17 protein-coding genes and 1 pseudogene are annotated in these 16,725 nt (G+C 64.5%); 11 read left to right on the top strand and 7 right to left on the bottom strand.

Features of this window, described 5'->3' with window-relative positions; translation table 11 throughout:
- Nucleotides 1-34: 34 nt before the first annotated feature.
- On the bottom strand, nucleotides 35-928 hold the full coding sequence (locus tag ABY454_RS01760) for a peptidoglycan-binding protein (protein ID WP_372928453.1): 894 nt from the start codon (nucleotides 926-928) through the stop codon (nucleotides 35-37).
- Complete coding sequence (locus ABY454_RS01755; protein WP_372928452.1) at nucleotides 843-2,882, bottom strand: hypothetical protein; 2,040 nt, start codon at nucleotides 2,880-2,882, stop codon at nucleotides 843-845. Before ABY454_RS01755 ends, ABY454_RS01760 begins: the two co-directional genes overlap by 86 nt.
- A 174-nt stretch (nucleotides 2,883-3,056) precedes the next feature.
- On the opposite strand from ABY454_RS01755, the gene ABY454_RS01750 reads away from it, so the two are divergent.
- The gene (locus tag ABY454_RS01750) at nucleotides 3,057-3,494 is read left to right on the top strand and encodes a secondary thiamine-phosphate synthase enzyme YjbQ (protein WP_372928451.1); all 438 of its coding nucleotides are present in this window, start codon (nucleotides 3,057-3,059) and stop codon (nucleotides 3,492-3,494) included.
- Here the strand turns inward: ABY454_RS01750 and ABY454_RS01745 are convergent, their stop codons facing one another.
- Nucleotides 3,495-5,348 (bottom strand): cation acetate symporter, encoded by a 1,854-nt coding sequence (locus ABY454_RS01745; RefSeq protein WP_372928450.1) that lies wholly within the window; start codon nucleotides 5,346-5,348, stop codon nucleotides 3,495-3,497. It lies immediately after the preceding gene.
- A 3-nt stretch (nucleotides 5,349-5,351) separates the two neighbouring features.
- Nucleotides 5,352-5,633: a DUF4212 domain-containing protein gene (locus ABY454_RS01740; RefSeq protein WP_372928449.1), complete on the bottom strand. Its 282-nt coding sequence runs from the start codon at nucleotides 5,631-5,633 to the stop codon at nucleotides 5,352-5,354.
- A 126-nt stretch (nucleotides 5,634-5,759) separates the two neighbouring features.
- On the opposite strand from ABY454_RS01740, the gene mscL reads away from it, so the two are divergent.
- The gene (mscL, locus tag ABY454_RS01735; RefSeq protein ID WP_372928448.1) at nucleotides 5,760-6,179 is read left to right on the top strand and encodes a large conductance mechanosensitive channel protein MscL; all 420 of its coding nucleotides are present in this window, start codon (nucleotides 5,760-5,762) and stop codon (nucleotides 6,177-6,179) included.
- Between the two features lie 66 nt (nucleotides 6,180-6,245).
- Here mscL and ABY454_RS01730 read toward each other — a convergent pair whose 3' ends face one another.
- Nucleotides 6,246-6,731, bottom strand: coding sequence for a hypothetical protein (locus ABY454_RS01730; RefSeq protein WP_372928447.1), 486 nt, complete (start codon nucleotides 6,729-6,731; stop codon nucleotides 6,246-6,248).
- Nucleotides 6,732-7,196: 465 nt separating this feature from the next.
- Here ABY454_RS01730 and ABY454_RS01725 point away from each other — a divergent pair, with 465 nt between their 5' ends.
- Genes ABY454_RS01725 through ABY454_RS01690 form a run of 8 tightly spaced genes read left to right on the top strand, consistent with a single transcriptional unit; the run spans nucleotide 7,197 to nucleotide 15,257 of the window.
- Nucleotides 7,197-7,553, top strand: coding sequence for a 2Fe-2S iron-sulfur cluster-binding protein (locus ABY454_RS01725; RefSeq protein ID WP_372928446.1), 357 nt, complete (start codon nucleotides 7,197-7,199; stop codon nucleotides 7,551-7,553).
- Nucleotides 7,553-8,983, top strand: coding sequence for a siroheme synthase CysG (cysG, locus tag ABY454_RS01720; RefSeq protein WP_372928445.1), 1,431 nt, complete (start codon nucleotides 7,553-7,555; stop codon nucleotides 8,981-8,983). The genes ABY454_RS01725 and cysG overlap by 1 nt, the downstream gene beginning before the upstream one ends.
- On the top strand, nucleotides 8,976-9,272 hold the full coding sequence (locus ABY454_RS01715; protein WP_372928444.1) for a DUF2849 domain-containing protein: 297 nt from the start codon (nucleotides 8,976-8,978) through the stop codon (nucleotides 9,270-9,272). Before cysG ends, ABY454_RS01715 begins: the two co-directional genes overlap by 8 nt.
- The gene (locus tag ABY454_RS01710) at nucleotides 9,259-10,914 is read left to right on the top strand and encodes a nitrite/sulfite reductase (protein ID WP_372928443.1); all 1,656 of its coding nucleotides are present in this window, start codon (nucleotides 9,259-9,261) and stop codon (nucleotides 10,912-10,914) included. Before ABY454_RS01715 ends, ABY454_RS01710 begins: the two co-directional genes overlap by 14 nt.
- Nucleotides 10,901-12,016, top strand: a complete 1,116-nt coding sequence (locus ABY454_RS01705; RefSeq protein ID WP_372928442.1) for a phosphoadenylyl-sulfate reductase — start codon at nucleotides 10,901-10,903, stop codon at nucleotides 12,014-12,016. Before ABY454_RS01710 ends, ABY454_RS01705 begins: the two co-directional genes overlap by 14 nt.
- Nucleotides 12,013-12,918, top strand: a complete 906-nt coding sequence (gene cysD / locus ABY454_RS01700; protein WP_372928441.1) for a sulfate adenylyltransferase subunit CysD — start codon at nucleotides 12,013-12,015, stop codon at nucleotides 12,916-12,918. Before ABY454_RS01705 ends, cysD begins: the two co-directional genes overlap by 4 nt.
- A complete protein-coding gene (locus ABY454_RS01695; RefSeq protein ID WP_372928440.1) occupies nucleotides 12,918-14,408 on the top strand; it encodes a GTP-binding protein in 1,491 nt (496 codons plus the stop codon). The genes cysD and ABY454_RS01695 overlap by 1 nt, the downstream gene beginning before the upstream one ends.
- 60 nt (nucleotides 14,409-14,468) lie before the next feature.
- Entirely contained in the window at nucleotides 14,469-15,257 is a 789-nt protein-coding gene (locus ABY454_RS01690) for a sulfite exporter TauE/SafE family protein (protein ID WP_372928439.1), read from the top strand.
- 22 nt (nucleotides 15,258-15,279) lie between these two features.
- On the opposite strand, the gene ABY454_RS01685 is transcribed toward ABY454_RS01690, so the two are convergent.
- Nucleotides 15,280-15,495 carry a hypothetical protein gene (locus tag ABY454_RS01685; RefSeq protein ID WP_372928438.1) on the bottom strand — a complete coding sequence of 72 codons (216 nt, stop codon included), beginning with the start codon at nucleotides 15,493-15,495 and terminating at the stop codon, nucleotides 15,280-15,282.
- 535 nt (nucleotides 15,496-16,030) lie between these two features.
- Nucleotides 16,031-16,312: a hypothetical protein gene (locus ABY454_RS01680; RefSeq protein ID WP_372928437.1), complete on the bottom strand. Its 282-nt coding sequence runs from the start codon at nucleotides 16,310-16,312 to the stop codon at nucleotides 16,031-16,033.
- A 217-nt stretch (nucleotides 16,313-16,529) separates the two neighbouring features.
- On the opposite strand from ABY454_RS01680, the pseudogene ABY454_RS01675 reads away from it, so the two are divergent.
- Nucleotides 16,530-16,725, top strand: a pseudogene (locus ABY454_RS01675) (hypothetical protein); the annotation flags it as partial.

Here is a 16,725-nt window from a genome sequence, read left to right as displayed (position 1 = left end):
GCCAGGCGGGGAAATGCCCGCTTCTGGCTGCCGGCTAGCTGGCCAGGCTCTCGAGCTGGCTGACGGGCGGCACGGAAACCTCGCCCGTCTCTTCCAGGCCGTTGCGGCCCTGGAACCGTTTGATCTCGGACCGGGTGCGGCTGCCGGCGACGCCGTCCGGCACGCCGACGTCATAGCCGAGCTTGTTGAGCAGGGTCTGGGCCCGGGTCACCAGCGTGGAGGCGTTGGAAGCCTTCGCCGTCGATGCCGTCTTCTTTGCCGTCCAGGCCGGGTTCTCCGCGACCTGGTTGGCGGGAGGCAGGGCAGGCGTGGCCTTCCAGGCCTTCACTTCCGCCTCGGCCTTGGCGCGCGTCTCCGGGGTCAGCTGCACGGCAACGACGTCGCGCCGCTTGGTGGATTCGGTATCGCCTGTGGCGGCGGCCAGTGCGTACCACTTATAGGCCTCGCCGAGGCTCTTGGTCCTGCCGAGCCCGTGCTCGGCGAGGATGCCGAGATTGAACTGGCTGTCCGGAAGGCCATGCGCGGCAGCTTGGCCGTACCATTTGGCGGCAAAGGTATAGTCCGGCGCGCCGCCGTCGTGGCCGCTGACGCTCACCGCGAGATTGTGCATGGCTTTGACATTGCCGTTCTGGGCAGCCGCTTTGTACCAGGCGCGCGCCTTTACGGGGTCAGGATCAACGCCCAGGCCGCGCTCATACATGGCCGCGAGCCGGTATTGGGCCGGGGCGAGGCCGTCGCGGCCTGCGCGCTCGAACCACTGGGCGGCCATCTTGGCATCGCGCTTGGTGCCTTTGCCTTCGGCGTAACGCACGGCGATTTCGTATTGCGCGGCGGCATCGCCCTCAGAGGCGGGCCTTGCGCAGTGGGAGCGGGCCGAGTGCAGCCGGCGGCATCGGCGCCTTCGCTGCCGAGGCGTCCGGCTCCTCAACAGAGAAGACGACGTCCGGCGGAAGAGCCGGCCCATTCGTGGGTTTCAGCGAGGCGAGCTGCGGCGATGCGGAGAGCTCGCTCGCCGGCATGGCGGGCATGCGTCCTTTGGCTATGTCCGTCGTGCCCGTTGCCGCCTGCCCGAGGTCGATCGGTTCGATCGTGGTGCCGGGAGGTGGCGCCCAGAAGCCGGACTGATCGGGCTCCGCAGGCGTAAGCTCGTCGGCCGGTTTGGCTTTGCTTGCCGGAGCGGTGTCGCCGGCCTCGGTGCCTGCATCCGGGCTGGCCGGTGCGGTCTGTCCGGTGGCGGCCGGGGTCGGCTCCGGCTCCGGCTTGGAACCGAGACGGCCATAAAGAAGGATGGCGCTCACCGCGAGAAGTGTGGCGGCGGCGATCATCAACCAGGAACGCTTGCGGCGCCCCGGTTCTGCAGTTCCGCTGCCGGGAAGCGGCATCTTGGACCGGCGTCCGTCGCGCTCCTCGGCCCGAGCCGCCGCTGCCTGCGCCGCACGGCGCGCTGCGGCAACGAGGTCGTCCGGCGACTGGCGGGGCTGCGCCGGCTTGGCATCCAGGTCGAAAGCGTTTTGATCCAAAGGCGACGGCTTGGAGCGCCCGAACGGGGGCGGCGTTTCGGTCTCGTTGAGGCCCGGCATCGCCGCGTCCAACCTGTCGCGGAGCTGCTGATCCTTGACTGCCACATCGGGCGTCTCGTTCGGGGCCGGCGCAGCCGGCATGCGCGGCTTCATTTCCGGCATGCGCGGCGCGGGGCTAGGCTGCGGCGCTTCAGAACCTTGCGGGCTTGGGGTAGCTGCCTGCGGTGCGGGGGCTTGCGGCGCAGCTTGCGATGCAAACGGAGCGGCAGGCGGGGCGTCGGCTTGCGGTGCGCGCTCCGTGAACGGTGAGCGCTGCCCCGGCACGAAGGAATTGCCACGCTCGACCTGCTGAACGAGCTGTTTGAGGGATTCGTGGACCGCCTCGAGCGTGCTGACCAGCTTGTCGCCCGATTGGCGGCTCTGGTCGCTCATGTCCGAGAGGTCGCGTTGCAGCGCGTCGAGCCGCTCGGTGGTCTTCTTGCTGTCGTCGGCGACGATGCGTGCAGCATCCGTCGCAGCCTTGGCGGCGACCTCCTGAAGCTGTAGCGGATCGATCGGCTTTGAGCCTTCAGCGTCCTTTTGATCCAGACGCTCGATCAGCTTGAGAAGATGCTCCTCCACCCCGCCGAACTTGCCGAGCTGTTCCTCGGCGCGGTTAAGCTGTTGGCCCATATCGGAAATTTGGCGTTCGACATGCTCCAGAGCCTGGCGGCTGGGGGCCGTATCCAAGGACCGGGAGAGCTGGTCTCCGATCTCGTCGAGCCTGGCGTTCAAGCTCTGAATGGCGCTCGCCGGCATGGCGTCGCCGATCGACCGCTCGAGCCGCTCGGCCATGTCCACGAGGCGCTTGTCGAGGCCGGTGTGATCGACGGCCGGCGTTACATCGCTGGCGTAAGGGTCGGTGTCCAGGGCCAGGGCAGACTGCGCATTTGCAGCGATGGCCGCCGCCTGTGCGAACGGGCTCGGCTCCGCCTCGAAGGGGTCCGGCGAAAGATCTTGTGTATCGCCCTTATGGTCCCCGGACAGCGCCCGACCCAAACGCTCGAAATCGTCGAGCGAGGTCGCGCTTTCGTCCTCGAGCTGGCGCGTAAGATTGCTGACTTCGGTTTGCAGGCGGTCGAAGGTTGTGTCGTCCCCGGGCGCGCCGGTGTCTCGCGCGGCTTCCGTGGTCTGAGACAGCTGATCCAGCCTGGCATGAAGCTCGTCGAGCTCTTCGCCGTAGCGGCGTTCGCTCTCCTCGACCCGGTCCACCAAACGGCGCAGCAGGCTCTCGACCGTGCGTTGATCCATGGGCTCATCGGCGGGGAGCGTTTCGCTCAAGTCCCCGGTGTCGCCAGTTTGCCAACTTGCCTCAGAAGCCATACCGTTCCCCATAGAGCTGACACCGCAGATTTCCGCGGTTCAGCCGCTTGGCGCCTGACCCCCCGATGCGGCGAAGCGGTTCTAAGGACGGTGGCAAGCCTGAGTAAATTTTCTGTTAACCATCGCCTTGCAGCGGGACGAACGCGCGCCTTTGCTTGAGGGGGAGATCACGCCATGGGCGGCATGGTGCAGGCCGGTCACACACTGGTGGTGCCGACTGACGGCAAGGGCTTCACGGACATTACACGCGCGCTGGCCGATTGGCTGGGGTCCTGCGCTGTCGAAGACGGCCTTCTGACCGTGTTCGTCTCGCACACCTCCGCCTCGCTCACGATTCAAGAGAACGCGGACCCCAATGTGCGGCTGGACCTTCTGGACGCGCTGGAAATCCTGGCACCGGAGAACCGCGCCTACGCCCATCACGAGGAGGGTCCCGACGACATGCCGAGCCACATCAAGTCGATGCTCACCTCGGTCAGCCTGTCGATCCCGGTAAAGGGCGGCCGCATGACACTCGGCACCTGGCAGGGCGTCTATCTCATCGAGCATCGCGTGGCGGCCCAGCGCAGGAACGTCGCGCTGAGCTTCATCGGCCACGCGGCCGGGGCCTGATCACTCTTCGTTGGCTCGCTGCTCGGCGGCCGTGGCGCGCGCTTGCGCCTGATCGAACAGCGTCTCGCCGTCCGGGCGGCGCATCGCGTCGAAGTAAGCTGCATCCGACGGTGTGGCCGCGGGCCCGTATAGACTTGCCGCCACGCCGGCCCCGAGCGCGAGAACGCCCGCGATCAAGCTGGCCGCGCAGATGCCGGTGGCCGTCTCGGCGATGCCAAAGAAGCCGCCGACGGTCAGGCAGAGAAACAAGATGCCAAATCCGGTTCCCAGAGATGCCAGCGCCCCCCACGCCGTGCAGCGCGGCCACCAAATGGCGAGTAAGAGAATGGGAAAGAACGTGGCGCCGGCGAATGCGAAGGCCGTCAGCGCGGACCGCAGTGCATCGACCTCTGCGACCAAAAGGAAGACGGCGGCAACAAGCGCGCAAGCGGCGATTGCCGCCCAGACCACCATGAGGCGCGGCAGTTCGATCGGGCGGACGTCGATAACCCCGTAAATGTCCTCCGCAAGACCAGTCCCGAGCGTAAAGAGGTGCGATCCCGTCGCGGCAAGCGCGATGGCGAGACCCGCCGCCGCCATGAGCGCGGTCAGTACGTAAGGCAGCTCCGCCAAGATCGGCAAAGCGAGCGCAACGCCGTCCCGCATGACGAACAGTTCGCCGGCGGCAATCACGCCATCTCCATTGACGTCGCGGGCCTGCGCCAACTGCAATTGGCTCAACACGGAGAGCCACGCAGGCAGCCCTTCCGTCGGCACCAGCGCCATGTCGCGGAACATGAGAATTTTGGCGAAGGCCGCCAGCGACGGGGCGGTGATGGCGAACAGCGCCACCAGCGCAAGCGCCCAAGCCGTGGAGCGGCGCTGGTCGGCGACCGAGCAGGTGACCCCGCTGCGCGAAAGCAGGGTGGGCAATGCCGCGGTGCCAAGCGCGATGCACAAGAAGATCGCGAAGAAGCCGGCCCGGGTGATGGTGCCGAACGATTGCAGGAACGGCTTCCCGGCCTGCAACGGCGTGGTTTCCGGCAGCACGGGGAAAATCTCACCCGGTCCGACCGGCGACATCCCGGCCGCGGTCTCCGCGCCCTGCAATGAGCCGAACATCTCGCCATAGGTGAATTGCGGCGCGGGCAGATGGGTGAGCAGCACAGACACGACGATCAACGGTACTGCGAGCCCGATTGCGCCGGCGATGAACTCGGCGCTTCCCGACCATGTCAGCGAGCGCATGCCGCCCAAAATGCCGGCGGCGGCCACGAACAGGGCGATGAGAAGCACGGCAAGCCAGAACGGCAGCGGCATGAAGATCGCGAACACGGCCGCCGCGATCTTCATCTCAGCAGCCAGCAGCAGGGCCGTCGGCGCAATCAGCATCGCGCCGGCGGCGATGCGTGCTTCGCGCGATTGGAATCGCTGACCGAGAAACGCGGGCAGCGTATAGGCGCCGGCGCGCCGCAGATACGGCACGAATAGTACGCTCGCCAACAGAAGGCCGCACGTCCAGCCGAGGCCGATGGCGAGCGCATCGAAGCCGAGGAAGAAGATTGCACCGGTATAGGCAAAGAAACCGGTTCCGCCCACGGTGATGGCCGCAAGCACAAGCGCGTTGTAGACCGGCGGCACGCGGCGGCCCGAGGCGAAGAAGTCTTCAATGTCGAGGGTCCGCGACGCACCGGCAATGACGAGATAGAAGGCAAGCGGCAGCAGCATCATCAGGCGCGCGATGCTGCCGTCGCTCCAGCCGAGCTGCTCGGCAAGCGCCAGCAAGATCGCCAGCGAGACGAACGCGCTGGCGACGATGCCGTAATACGCGCCGAGATGCGGATTCGGCGTGCGCTGGCGCGACGGCCCAACCATCGCCTACGCGATCTCTTCGTTGATGCTGCGCGTGTGGTCGATGCGTTCCTGGACGCGGACGTACCAGAATGCGACCACGATCGCGAAAATGAGCAGCCCTTGGGCGAGGAGATAGAAGCCCAGAGGAAAGTGGAGAAACCAGAGCCGGTTCAGTGGCATCGCGTAGATGACGGCAACGGTCACGGCGCACAGCACGGCCGAGGTCGTCGTGATGGCGACGGCGAGCGTCCGGAGCTGGTGCCGGTCGCGTGCAGCGTTCTCGATCTCGGTGACTGGTTCGGCCACGCCTCCTCCTGACCCTGCCAAGGAGTTAGCAGGTCGTGCGACCCTTGCAAACCGGACGCGCAGGTGCAATCGCCCCCGAAACGTGGCAGGAGAAAGGGGTCTTGGCTGCTTTAGGGGGCGTGGACGATGCTGCAGGAATTCAAGGAATTTGCGCTACGCGGCAATGTGGTGGACATGGCCGTCGGCATCATTATAGGCGCCGCATTCTCCACCATCGTGAAGTCGCTGGTCGACGACGTCATCATGCCGCCGATTGGGCTCCTGACCGGCGGCGTGGATTTTTCCAATCTCTATATAAATTTGAGCGGTGGCGGCTATCAGTCCCTGGCGCAGGCCAGGGAGGCCGGCGCCGCGACGATCAATATCGGCCTGTTCATCAACGCCGTCATCAGCTTCATCATCGTCGCCTTTGCCCTGTTCCTGGCGATCAAGGCGATGAACCAGCTTCGCCGGAAAGAAGATGAGGCGCCCGAGACCGAGCCGGCGCCGTCGCGCGAGGTGCAGCTCCTGGAAGAGATTCGCGACGCCCTGGTCAAGCGCAGCTAGCCAGGCGGTTGCCGTTTTAGCGACCGCGACATCGTGGGCAATGCTATGGGGGGGTTCTAGGTCAAGCTAGTTTGCCGGGGCACCGGTTTGTACGAGGGTCGTATTGGCTGCGATACCGAACAGTAGCCAGCGCCCGCCGACAAACTCGTAGAGTAGGTCGAAGTTTAGCCGTTCTGGTGCTGTGGGGAAGAAACCCGTCAATCGAAGCATTCCACGATTGTCGATGGCCGGTTTACGAAGCAGCTTAGGCTGAAGCAGTATGATGGGTGAAAAATCGAATCCCCGGTTTCTCAGGTCTGCAAAGATCTCGGACAGCCGCCCGCTGCTATTGGCCCCCTGAAAGTTTGGGGATCCAAGCTCTCTGATGACACTGTAGTTTCCGGTGAAGTTCGCCTGGTTGAGCGCGATCAGCGTCGAGACGATGAGTGTTGCGAGCTGATTGTCTGTTGGGATCCTTAGTTTTGGACTCGCCTGAGCATCAGCCTCTCCTTTTACCTCTTGCGCCGAGAGAGGTGACGCTCGAAGGCCGCCCGCGCAAACTTTGCTCAACATTCTCCGATTTTTTGGCTCGCACCCAAAAACGTCTCGTCTTCCAAAAAACCAAGAATCTGGCCCAGGCAAGCTGCCCCACGTGTAAGTGCTCCGCGGTGCACCCTCGAATTTGGACTTTGGAAACATGTCCCCATGTCGGCGGGCGACGCGGCAAATTAGTGCGCGGGACTTGGGGAAAGAGGAACGATGGACCTGCCCCAGCCCTTTATTGGAACAAATTTTCGGTTTTCACGCGCTAAGCGCTTTCTGATAGAATAATTTTTCTATATTATGGCTCACCTTTTGGACCTAGCGCGAAGCGCGATGGCTGGATTTGGAAAACGACATGAGAAGTGGTGAACGTCTCGGCGGCACGGCTGCCGGCGCCTGGGCGTCCGCGTTTCTATGCGGGCTTGCGGGACCGGCGTTCGCCCCGTACACGGGCCGTTCTTTCGAGCCGCAGCTCTTTGCGGAGGCAACCTAGTCATGTTCATCAATGTGCGCTTACCCGACGGGTCCGTGCATCGCCTTGAAGCCCTCGAGGGCTGGCGCGTGATGGAGGTCATCCGCGACTGGGGTCTTCCGATCAAGGCGGAGTGCGGCGGCGCCTGCGCCTGCGCCACGTGCCATGTCTGGGTGGGCAAAGAGTGGGCCGGGAAGCTCGTCCAACCCACGGACGAGGAGTCGGAGATGCTGGACGGCGCTTTCCAAGTCGATGAGCGCTCACGGCTGTGCTGCCAGATCATCATGACGCCCGAGCTTGATGGGCTCGAGGTCGAGCTCGCGCCCGAGAGCCTCGCCGATGATGCCGACATACCCGTCGCGGTGGGGAGTTCCGGCTGATGCGCACCTTCCCCGTCTTTATAAGCTTCGATGGCAAGCCCCCGCTCGTGGTAGGCGGCGGTGAGCTTGCGGCCGTCAAGACGCGGCTCTTGTTGAAGCGCGCCGAGATCGTCGACGTCGCTGCGAACGCGCTTGGCGCGGAGCTCGCCAAATTGGCTGAGCAAGGGCAGGTCAATTGCGTGCCGCCTGCGCCCGGTATCGATCAGCTGCGCGGCCGCCCTCTTGTCATCGCCGCCACCGAGGACGATGAGGAAGATTCACGCGTTTCGGCCATCGCCCGCGCGCTCGGCGTGCCGGTCAATGTGCCGGACCGTCTGGAGCTGTGCACATTTGCGCTTCCCGCGATCGTCGATCGTGGCGAGGTCACCGTGGCCATCGGTACCTCCGCGGCGGCTCCCGTGCTGGCCCAGCGTCTGCGCGCCTGGCTTGAGCAGGAGCTGCACCCGCGGCTCGACGCGCTCGCCAAGCTCGCCGGCGAATTCCGGGAGCATGTCGCCGAGAAATTGCCCGCAGGGCCCTCGCGCCGCCATTTTTGGGAGACCGTGTTTGATGGTGCAGCCGCCGACGCCATGCTGAAAGGCGATGAGCCAAAGGCCCGCGCACTGATCGGCGAGGCCATCGAACAGGCAAGCGCCAGCGGGGGCCCGCAAGGCCGCGTGCTGCTGGTCGGCGCCGGGCCGGGCGATCCCGAGCTCCTCACCCTGAAGGCGGTGCGTGCGTTGAAAGCCGCCGACGTCGTGTTCTACGATCGGCTGGTGGGCGACGGCGTGCTCGACTGCGCCCGCCGTGAGGCCGAGCTGATCCCGGTCGGCAAGGCCAAGGGTGCCCACAGTGTGCCGCAAAGCGAGATCAACGCGGCGCTGATCGAGCGCGCGAAGGCGGGACAGATCGTGGTACGGCTGAAAGGCGGCGATCCCTTCGTCTTCGGCCGTGGCGGCGAGGAGCTCGATGCGTTGCGTGCCGAGAACATTGCCATCGAGATCGTGCCTGGCGTGACCGCAGGGGTCGCCGCGGCCGCAAGCCTGCAGATTCCGCTCACCCATCGCGACGTCTCGCACACCGTGACGTTTGTTTCCGGCCACGAGGCGGGCGGCAAGGAGCCGTCGTTCGCGCATCTGGATCTGACGGCGCTTGCGAGCGGCAACAACACGCTCATTGTCTATATGGGCGTCACCACGGGCGCCGTGATCGCGCAGCGTCTGCTGGAAGCCGGCTTCCGGCCTGGGCTGCCCGTGATCGCGGTGGAGAACGCAAGCCGCGACGATGAGCGCCGCGTCGCTACCACCATCGCCACGCTCGCCGCCCAGCCCAAAAGCCTCGGCCTGAAGAGCCCGGCCGTGCTGATCTTCGGCGAAGTCGCAGGGCTGCCGGCGTCCGGCATCGTAGAGGACATTCTCGCATCCGAGGAGGTTGCCCGCGCCTATGCCTAGCGTCGTGACAGCCAACCGCCTCGATGACGGGATCGTCGTCTATCTCGCGCCGAAGGCCGAGTGGACCGAGGACATCGAGAAGGCCGAGCGGGCCGAGACCGACGATGAGGTCGAGGCGCTCGAAGCGATTGCCCAAAAAGCCGAGCGCGACCGCATTGTCATCAGCGTCTATCCCATGCCGGTCGAGGTGAAGGATGACGGTACAATCGATCCGATTTCCGTGCGCGAACGTATTCGCGCCGCACACCGAACCACGTTGACGAAGGATTGGTACGATGTACCGCTATGATGAGTTCGACCATTCGTTCGTGCGCGAGCGTGTGGCGGAGTTCAAAGACCAAGTCGAGCGCCGCCTTACCGGCGAGCTGACGGAGGAGGAGTTCCGGCCTTTGCGCTTGCGCAACGGGCTCTACCTCCAGCTTCATGCGTATATGCTGCGCATCGCCGTTCCCTATGGCGTCCTGTCCCCGCGCCAGCTGCGCCAGCTCGCGATGATCGGCCGCAAATGGGATCGCGGCTATGGCCACTTCACCACGCGGCAGAACCTGCAGTTCAACTGGGTGAAGCTCGTCGACATTCCCGATGTGCTTGCCGCACTCGCCGAGGTCGAGATGCACTGCATCCAGACCAGCGGCAATTGTGTGCGCAACGTCACCGCCGACCCTTACGCAGGTGCCGCTCTCGATGAGCTGGAGGATCCGCGCCCCTGGTGCGAGGTATTGCGCCAATGGTCGACGCTGCATCCGGAGTTCAACTGGCTGCCGCGCAAGTTCAAGATCGCGGTGTCCGGTGCCGCTGAGGATCGCGCCGCCACAGCCTTCCATGACATTGGCCTGCGCATCGTGCGCGGGCCCAACGGCGAGAACGGGTTCCGTGTCCTCGTCGGCGGCGGCATGGGCCGCACGCCTTATGTGGGCCAGGTGATCCGCGAGTTCCTGCCCAAGGAACATTTGCTATCCTACGTCGAGTCGATCTTGCGCGTGTACAATCTCCTCGGCCGCCGCGACAACATCTACAAGGCGCGCATCAAGATCCTCGTCAATGCGCTTGGCATCGAGAAATTCCGCGAAGCCGTCGAGGCCGATTGGGAGGCGACCCACAAAGACGCCATCGATTTGCCCGACGACGAGCGTCGCCGCATCATGTCCTATTTCGCGCCGCCGGAGCTACCCAAGCAGCCCGCGCGCGACGAGGCCGTGGCCGCGCGGCGCGACAGCGATCCCACCTTCGCCAACTGGTACAAGCAAAACGTGCTGCCGCATCGCCTGCCGGGCTATGCCTCGGCGGTGATCTCGCTGAAGGAGCCGGGCCGCACGCCGGGCGATGCCTCGTCTGACGCGATGGACTTCGTTGCCGACCTCGCCGAGCGCTTCGGACACGACGAGATTCGCGCCAACTACACGCAGAACCTAGTGCTGCCGCACGTGGCCCGCGCCGACATCCCGGTGCTCTACGACGCGCTTCTTGGCGCTGGACTTGCCACGGGTAACAACGAGCTCCTCGGAGACATGATCTGCTGCCCGGGGCTCGACTACTGCAACCTCGCCAACGCCCGCTCGATCCCCATCGCTAAGGAGATCGCCAAGCGGTTTGAGGACCCGGCGCGTCAGGAGCTGATCGGTCAGCTCAGGCTCAACATGTCCGGCTGCATCAACGCCTGCGGTCATCACCACTCGGGCAATATCGGCATTCTCGGCGTCGACAAGAAAGGCACCGAGCTCTACCAGATCACGCTCGGCGGCAACCCGAAGGACGATGCGGCCATCGGCACCATTATCGGGCCGGGCTTCCGCGCCGAGAAGGTGCCCGAGGTTATCGACACCATCGTCGACACCTATGTCGACAACCGCAATGAGGGAGAGAGCTTCCTCGAGACTTGGCGCCGGGTCGGCCCTGCGCCATTCAAGGAGGCTCTTTATGGTGCTCGTTGATCTGGCCACAGGCAAGGTCGTCACCGACCCTGAAGAGGTTGCGAGGGTCTTGGAGCCGAGTGCGGACGAGGCGGCGCTGGCCGCGGCCGTGGGCGGCAATGCCGGACCCATCGCCATTTCCTTCCCGAGCTTTGTTGACGGGCGCGGCTTCAGCCTGGCGCGGCTCTTGCGCGAGCGCCACGGCTTCAAGGGCGAAATTCGCGCCGTCGGCTCGCTCATTCCCGATCACGGCCAGTTCCTGCTGCGCTCCGGCTTCGACACCGCCGAGATTGCCGATCCCGACGCCGCGTCCGTCTGGAAGGCGTCGATCGAGCGTATTGGCCGCAACTATCAGCCGGCCGCGCGCAACACGCTCCCCTTGCGCTGGGGTGCGAGCGAGAAGACGGCGCTCGAGTTGAACAAGATTCTGTCGGAGACCGACGATCTCGTCCCGCGCATCAAGGAGATCGCCGGGGCGATCGAAGGCCGCATCGCCTTCTCCTCCAGCTTGGGACTCGAAGATCAGGCGATCCTCCATGCCGTCGCCAAATCCGGTGCTGACATCGACGTGTTCACCTTGGACACGGGCCGGCTCTTCCCCGAAGTGCTGGAGACCATCGAGCTTTCGGAACTGCGCTTCCGCACCCGCATCCGCCTCGTGGTGCCGGACGCCGACGAGGTCGAGGAGCTGGTTGCGCGTGATGGCGTGTACGGCTTCCGCCAGTCGATCGAGAATCGCAAGACCTGCTGCGAAATTCGCAAAGTCCGCCCGCTGAACCGGGCGCTGGAAGGCGCACAAGGCTGGATCACGGGGCTACGCCGCGAGCATTCCGATGTGCGCGCCGGCGTGCCCTTGGCGGCATGGGATGTCGAGCATGGTCTCATCAAGATCAATCCCGTCGCCGATTGGACGACCGAGACCTTGATGGACTACCTCAAGGCCAACAACGTGCCGGTCAATCCGCTTCACGAAAAAGGGTTCGTCTCCATCGGCTGCGCGCCGTGCACCCGCGCCGTCAAGCCGGGCGAGGACCCGCGCGCCGGCCGTTGGTGGTGGGAGACAGAAGACAAGAAAGAATGTGGACTGCACGTCGGTGCGGACCAAGAAGGGAAGGCCGCATGACAGCGCTCACCTCACATCTGAAGCTGCTTGAGGCGGAGAGCATTCACATCTTCCGCGAGGCGGCGTCACAGTTCCGCAAGCCGGTGTTGCTCTATTCCATCGGCAAGGATTCGACCGTGCTTCTGCATCTGGCGCGGAAGGCCTTCGCGCCGGCGAAGCTGCCGTTCCCGCTGCTTCACGTGGATACCACTTGGAAGTTTCGCGAGATGATCGCCTTCCGCGATCGCGCGGTGAAGGACTTCGGCCTCGATCTCATCGTGCACACCAACCACGACGGGTTGGCGCGCGACATGAATCCCTTCGATCATCCGCCGTCCGTCTACACCGACATCATGAAAACGCAGGCCTTGCGTCAGGCGCTCGACACCGGCGGCTTTGATGCCGCCTTCGGTGGCGCACGCCGCGACGAGGAAGCCTCACGCGCCAAGGAGCGTGTGTTCTCCTTCCGCGCTGCGGGCCATCGCTGGGATCCACGCCTGCAGCGTCCCGAGATGTGGCAGTTGTTGAACGGCCGCCTCGCCATGGGCGAGACCGTGCGCGTGTTTCCGCTCTCCAATTGGACCGAAGCGGATGTGTGGCGCTACATTATGCTTGAGAAGCTCGACGTGGTGCCGCTCTATTTTGCCGCCGAGCGTCCGGTGGTGGAGCGTGACGGCCAGTTTATCATGGTCGACGACGAGCGCATGCGGCTGAAGCCTGGAGAAACACCGCAAACGCGCAAGGTGCGCTTCCGCACACTTGGCTGCTATCCGCTGACGGCCGCGATCGAGTCCGAAGCTTCGGACCTCGACGCGATCGTGACGGAAACTTTGGAAGCGCGCGTGTCGGAGCGGGCGGGGCGCCTGATCGATCACGATCAGGACGGCGCCATGGAGATGAAGAAGCGTGAGGGGTACTTCTAATGACTGTGGCAGCCATCGAGGAGACGGAGATCAAGTCGCCTGCGCCGGTGGGCAGCCCCGATGCCAAGTCGGAGGCCATGGTTCGGCTGCTCACTTGCGGTTCGGTTGACGACGGCAAGTCGACGCTGATTGGCCGGCTGTTGTGGGACGCGGCGGGCGTAACGGATGACCAACGCGCCGCGATCATGCACGCCTCGCACAAACGCGCGGTGAACGGCGAGTCCATCGATTTCTCGCTTCTGCTTGACGGTCTTCAGGCCGAGCGCGAGCAGGGCATCACCATCGACATCGCCTGGCGTTACTTCGAGACCGAACGCCGCCGCTTCGTCATCATCGACTCGCCCGGCCACGAGCAATACACGCGCAACATGGCGACCGGTGCCAGTCACGCCGATGTGGCGATCCTGTTGGTCGATGCGCGTCATGGCGTGAAGCGTCAAACGCGCCGCCACGCCGCCATCTGCAATCTTGTCGGCATCAAGAAGGTGATTGTCGCCGTCAACAAGATGGATCAGATCGATTGGTCCGAGGAGCGCTACCGGGCCATCGAGAACGACTTCATGAGCCTGGCGGCGAATTTCTCCTTCACCGAGATCACCACGATCCCTGTCGCTGCGCTCACGGGTGCCAATGTGGTGGCCAGCGCGGCCGAAATGCCCTGGCACAGCGGTCCCACGCTTCTGGAATATCTGGAGGGCGTCGACCCGAAGACGGAAAGCGTCGATGCGCCGTTCCGCATGCCGGTGCAGCTCGTGCTGCGGGCATCGGACGATTTCCGTGGTTATGCCGGCACGGTAACCTCTGGCGAGATCAAGGTCGGCGACCGCGTCGTCGATGCGCGCAGTGGACTCAGCGCGAACTTGACCCGCATCTCCACCATGGACGGAGACCTGGAGAGCGCCAAGAAGGGCGACGCTGTCACGCTGGTCCTCGACACCGATATCGACATCTCACGCGGCGCCGTGCTGTCCGAGGTCCAACGCCGCCCGGTGAATGCCGACGTCATCGAAGCGCGGCTGGTCTGGTTGTCGGAAAAATCGTTCGATCCGGAGGCGGGCTATCTGTTGCGCACGGCAACGGACCTGACGCCCGTGACGTCGATGAGCGTTTCGGCGCTGATCGACTTCGAGACGCTGGCATCCGCCCAAGCGCATGATTGCGGTGTCAACGACATCGCCGATTGCCGGATTCTGCTGGGCCGCGCAACCGCCCTCGATCTCTTCCGCGACTTGCCGTTGACCGGTAATTTCGTGCTGATCAACGCCATCGACGGCGCCACCGTGGCGGGTGGGGTGATTACCTGGGTGCAGACTGGGGCATCCGCCGTCGGCGAGAACGTTCTCGTTCTGGACCGGGCAAGATTGGCCGGTTTGTGCGCTGATCTTGGCCAGTCCGAAGTGGACAGGGCCGAGTTCGAGCGGCGTGCCCAGGAGGTGGCAATTCTGCTACGCTCGGCCGGGGTTCCGGTTCTAATCGAGACGGACCGCTAAGAATGGTAGCCCGAATGGGTACGGACGCGCTGTTAGCGTAGGGGGAGGCCTTCGTTGATAATGGACCTCAGCTGGGCGGCGGCCCTGCTGCCCTTGGCTGGCGCTGGCTTTGGTGTCGGTTTTTTGGTCGGTCTGACGGGAGTGGGCGGTGGCGCGTTGATGACGCCGCTTCTCATCTCCACCTTTGGCGTGCCGCCTGCGGTCGCCGTGGGCACGGACCTTCTCTACGCTTCTGTGACGAAGACAGTCGGCGGCTGGCGCCATCACGTCGCCGAGAATGTCGATTGGCCGATCGTCATGCGGCTCGCCTTGGGCAGTATCCCGGCGGCGATCATCGTGCTCGCGATCATGGCCAATGTGCAGATGGACACCGATGCCGTGGCGCAATGGATTCGCTACGGCCTCGCCTTCGCGCTGCCGGTCAGCGGCCTCGCCATCGTGCTCTATCCCATCATGATGCGGGGGCATGACGCCACGTCCGGAGACAAGAAGCCGCGCATGCTCGCCACGGTGCTGTTCGGCGGGGCGTTGGGCGCGCTCGTTACGCTGACCTCCGTCGGCGCCGGCGCCATCGGCGTCGTGGTCCTGGCCCTGCTGTTTCCCTGGCTACCGGCCAAACGTATCGTGGGGACGGACATTGCCCACGCCGTGCCACTCACGCTCGTCGCGGGTGCCGGCCATCTGGGCCTCGGCCATGTCGATCCTTGGATCCTGCTTGCGCTGCTCTGCGGCTCGATACCGGGAATTCTATTCGGCACGCGCCTGGCCGGCGTCGCGCCCGAGTGGTTGCTCAGGCCGTTGCTGGCGCTGACCTTGTGCTACGCGGCCTACGCGCTTCTGTCCAAATAGGGCGCTTCCGTCCGATCGGCTGCTAGGCAACGTCCTGTTTCACATCGCCCAAGGCTTCATCGATATTGTGCTTGGCGGCGGCAAGCGCCTCTTTGCGGCTCTGGGAGAGCGTGCGCAACGGAGACAAAGCCAGCATGGGGAGGTCGTCACGGGTGGGATGGATATGCGCGCACCAGTTCGACCATTCTTGCCGCAGGCGGATCTCATAGCCGCGGTATTGGGACTTATCGCTCGGCATCACACCGTCCTCCACGAGTAGTCCCCCGTCCCTAGAAGATTGGTTCTGCCACAGAACTTTCAATGGCATTGTGGCCAGAATCGCGAGGGCTCGTGAAAATCGCGGCCTATGGTTGAGGCGGCTTTTACGGCGATTTTTGGCCAATTATGGCCGATAGGGCGAGCCCTCGTCAGGCGAGGGGCCCATTTCGCGCATGAGGTCCTGTGGAAGCGCTAGTTGCTGATGCTGTCGAAGAGTCCGGACAGCAGAGCGGCCGCGACCAAGGATCCCAGAGCTAGGAGAACGAGTGTCATGGAGGGCAAACGCGCCTGCCGCCATTCCGTTCCCAAGATCGGGGGGCCACGCTCAGTTCGCTGGAACCGATTCGCGTGGGCTCGCGTTCATGGACATGCAGTATCGGGGCCCCGCAGAGCCCCCAAACGTTAGGCGACTTCGGTGCTGTGGCCCGGCCTGCTTCGGCAGCCGGGCTTTTTCGTGCGCGGGGTCATGGGTGCGCTACGCGTCCCGATGAGGCTCCCAATTCGCCAGCTATTGCTCAGTACCCGCGCCAGTAACGGCGTGCAGCACGCCGAGCACGCCGCCGGGCGTACGGTCGCGGCACGCGGTAGACGTAATAGCTCGGTGGATAGGCGTAGCGGTAGCCGTATTGGGGATAGTAGTCGTCGTATTCGTAGCCGTAATCATCGCCGTAGTAATAGTTGTCGTAGTCGTATCCAGGCTCGACGTAGACGCCGCCACCCGCTGACGCCGCCGAGGGCGCCGCCGCAACCAGAACAAGAGTGGCAGCTCCTGCAATGAAACGCAGTGAATTGTTCATCACGCATCTCCTTTCCAGGCTGAAGCTGAGGCTAACACACGGCGGGCGCCAAAGGCACTGAGCTGCGTCAAAAATTGGCGTCAGCTCATTTTGCTCATAGAATTGACAAGGCCCGCCCCGCGCCGGTGGGCCGGGCGGCAGCTTTAATATCATCGGCTCCATCCGCCCCGGCGAATGCGGCGTCGTCACGGGCCGCCGCTCCGGGAGTTGGATCTGGGTGGACTATGGCCGTGGCGGCTATGTCCACAGCCGCTATCTACGCAGCGAAGATGAAGGCGGAGATGCGAGCGACCAACGCTGCGTGCGCGGTGTGGCTGCGAATGATGTGCTCAATATCCGCGAGCGGCCCAACGCGTCGTCGGCCATCCGCGGCCATATCCCGCCGAACGCCTGCGGTGTCGAGGTCCGTAACC

Origin of the sequence: Methyloceanibacter sp., assembly GCF_041573655.1 — a bacterium.
Lineage (GTDB): Bacteria > Pseudomonadota > Alphaproteobacteria > Rhizobiales > Methyloligellaceae > Methyloceanibacter.
Note: the sequence above shows the minus strand (reverse complement) of the source record. Positions and strands in the feature narration are given on the sequence as shown.

Excerpts from the sequence above, each read along its gene's own strand:
- ABY454_RS01695 (WP_372928440.1), top strand. The coding sequence starts at position 12,918 with ATGACTGTGGCAGCCATCGAGGAGACGGAGATCAAGTCGCCTGCGCCG.
- ABY454_RS01705 (WP_372928442.1), top strand. The coding sequence starts at position 10,901 with ATGGTGCTCGTTGATCTGGCCACAGGCAAGGTCGTCACCGACCCTGAA.
- mscL (WP_372928448.1), top strand. The coding sequence starts at position 5,760 with ATGCTGCAGGAATTCAAGGAATTTGCGCTACGCGGCAATGTGGTGGAC.
- ABY454_RS01680 (WP_372928437.1), bottom strand. The coding sequence starts at position 16,312 with ATGAACAATTCACTGCGTTTCATTGCAGGAGCTGCCACTCTTGTTCTG.
- ABY454_RS01725 (WP_372928446.1), top strand. The coding sequence starts at position 7,197 with ATGTTCATCAATGTGCGCTTACCCGACGGGTCCGTGCATCGCCTTGAA.
- cysG (WP_372928445.1), top strand. The coding sequence starts at position 7,553 with ATGCGCACCTTCCCCGTCTTTATAAGCTTCGATGGCAAGCCCCCGCTC.
- ABY454_RS01710 (WP_372928443.1), top strand. The coding sequence starts at position 9,259 with ATGTACCGCTATGATGAGTTCGACCATTCGTTCGTGCGCGAGCGTGTG.
- ABY454_RS01750 (WP_372928451.1), top strand. The coding sequence starts at position 3,057 with ATGGGCGGCATGGTGCAGGCCGGTCACACACTGGTGGTGCCGACTGAC.
- ABY454_RS01730 (WP_372928447.1), bottom strand. The coding sequence starts at position 6,731 with ATGTTGAGCAAAGTTTGCGCGGGCGGCCTTCGAGCGTCACCTCTCTCG.
- cysD (WP_372928441.1), top strand. The coding sequence starts at position 12,013 with ATGACAGCGCTCACCTCACATCTGAAGCTGCTTGAGGCGGAGAGCATT.
- ABY454_RS01685 (WP_372928438.1), bottom strand. The coding sequence starts at position 15,495 with ATGCCGAGCGATAAGTCCCAATACCGCGGCTATGAGATCCGCCTGCGG.
- ABY454_RS01755 (WP_372928452.1), bottom strand. The coding sequence starts at position 2,882 with ATGGCTTCTGAGGCAAGTTGGCAAACTGGCGACACCGGGGACTTGAGC.
- ABY454_RS01745 (WP_372928450.1), bottom strand. The coding sequence starts at position 5,348 with ATGGTTGGGCCGTCGCGCCAGCGCACGCCGAATCCGCATCTCGGCGCG.
- ABY454_RS01690 (WP_372928439.1), top strand. The coding sequence starts at position 14,469 with ATGGACCTCAGCTGGGCGGCGGCCCTGCTGCCCTTGGCTGGCGCTGGC.
- ABY454_RS01715 (WP_372928444.1), top strand. The coding sequence starts at position 8,976 with ATGCCTAGCGTCGTGACAGCCAACCGCCTCGATGACGGGATCGTCGTC.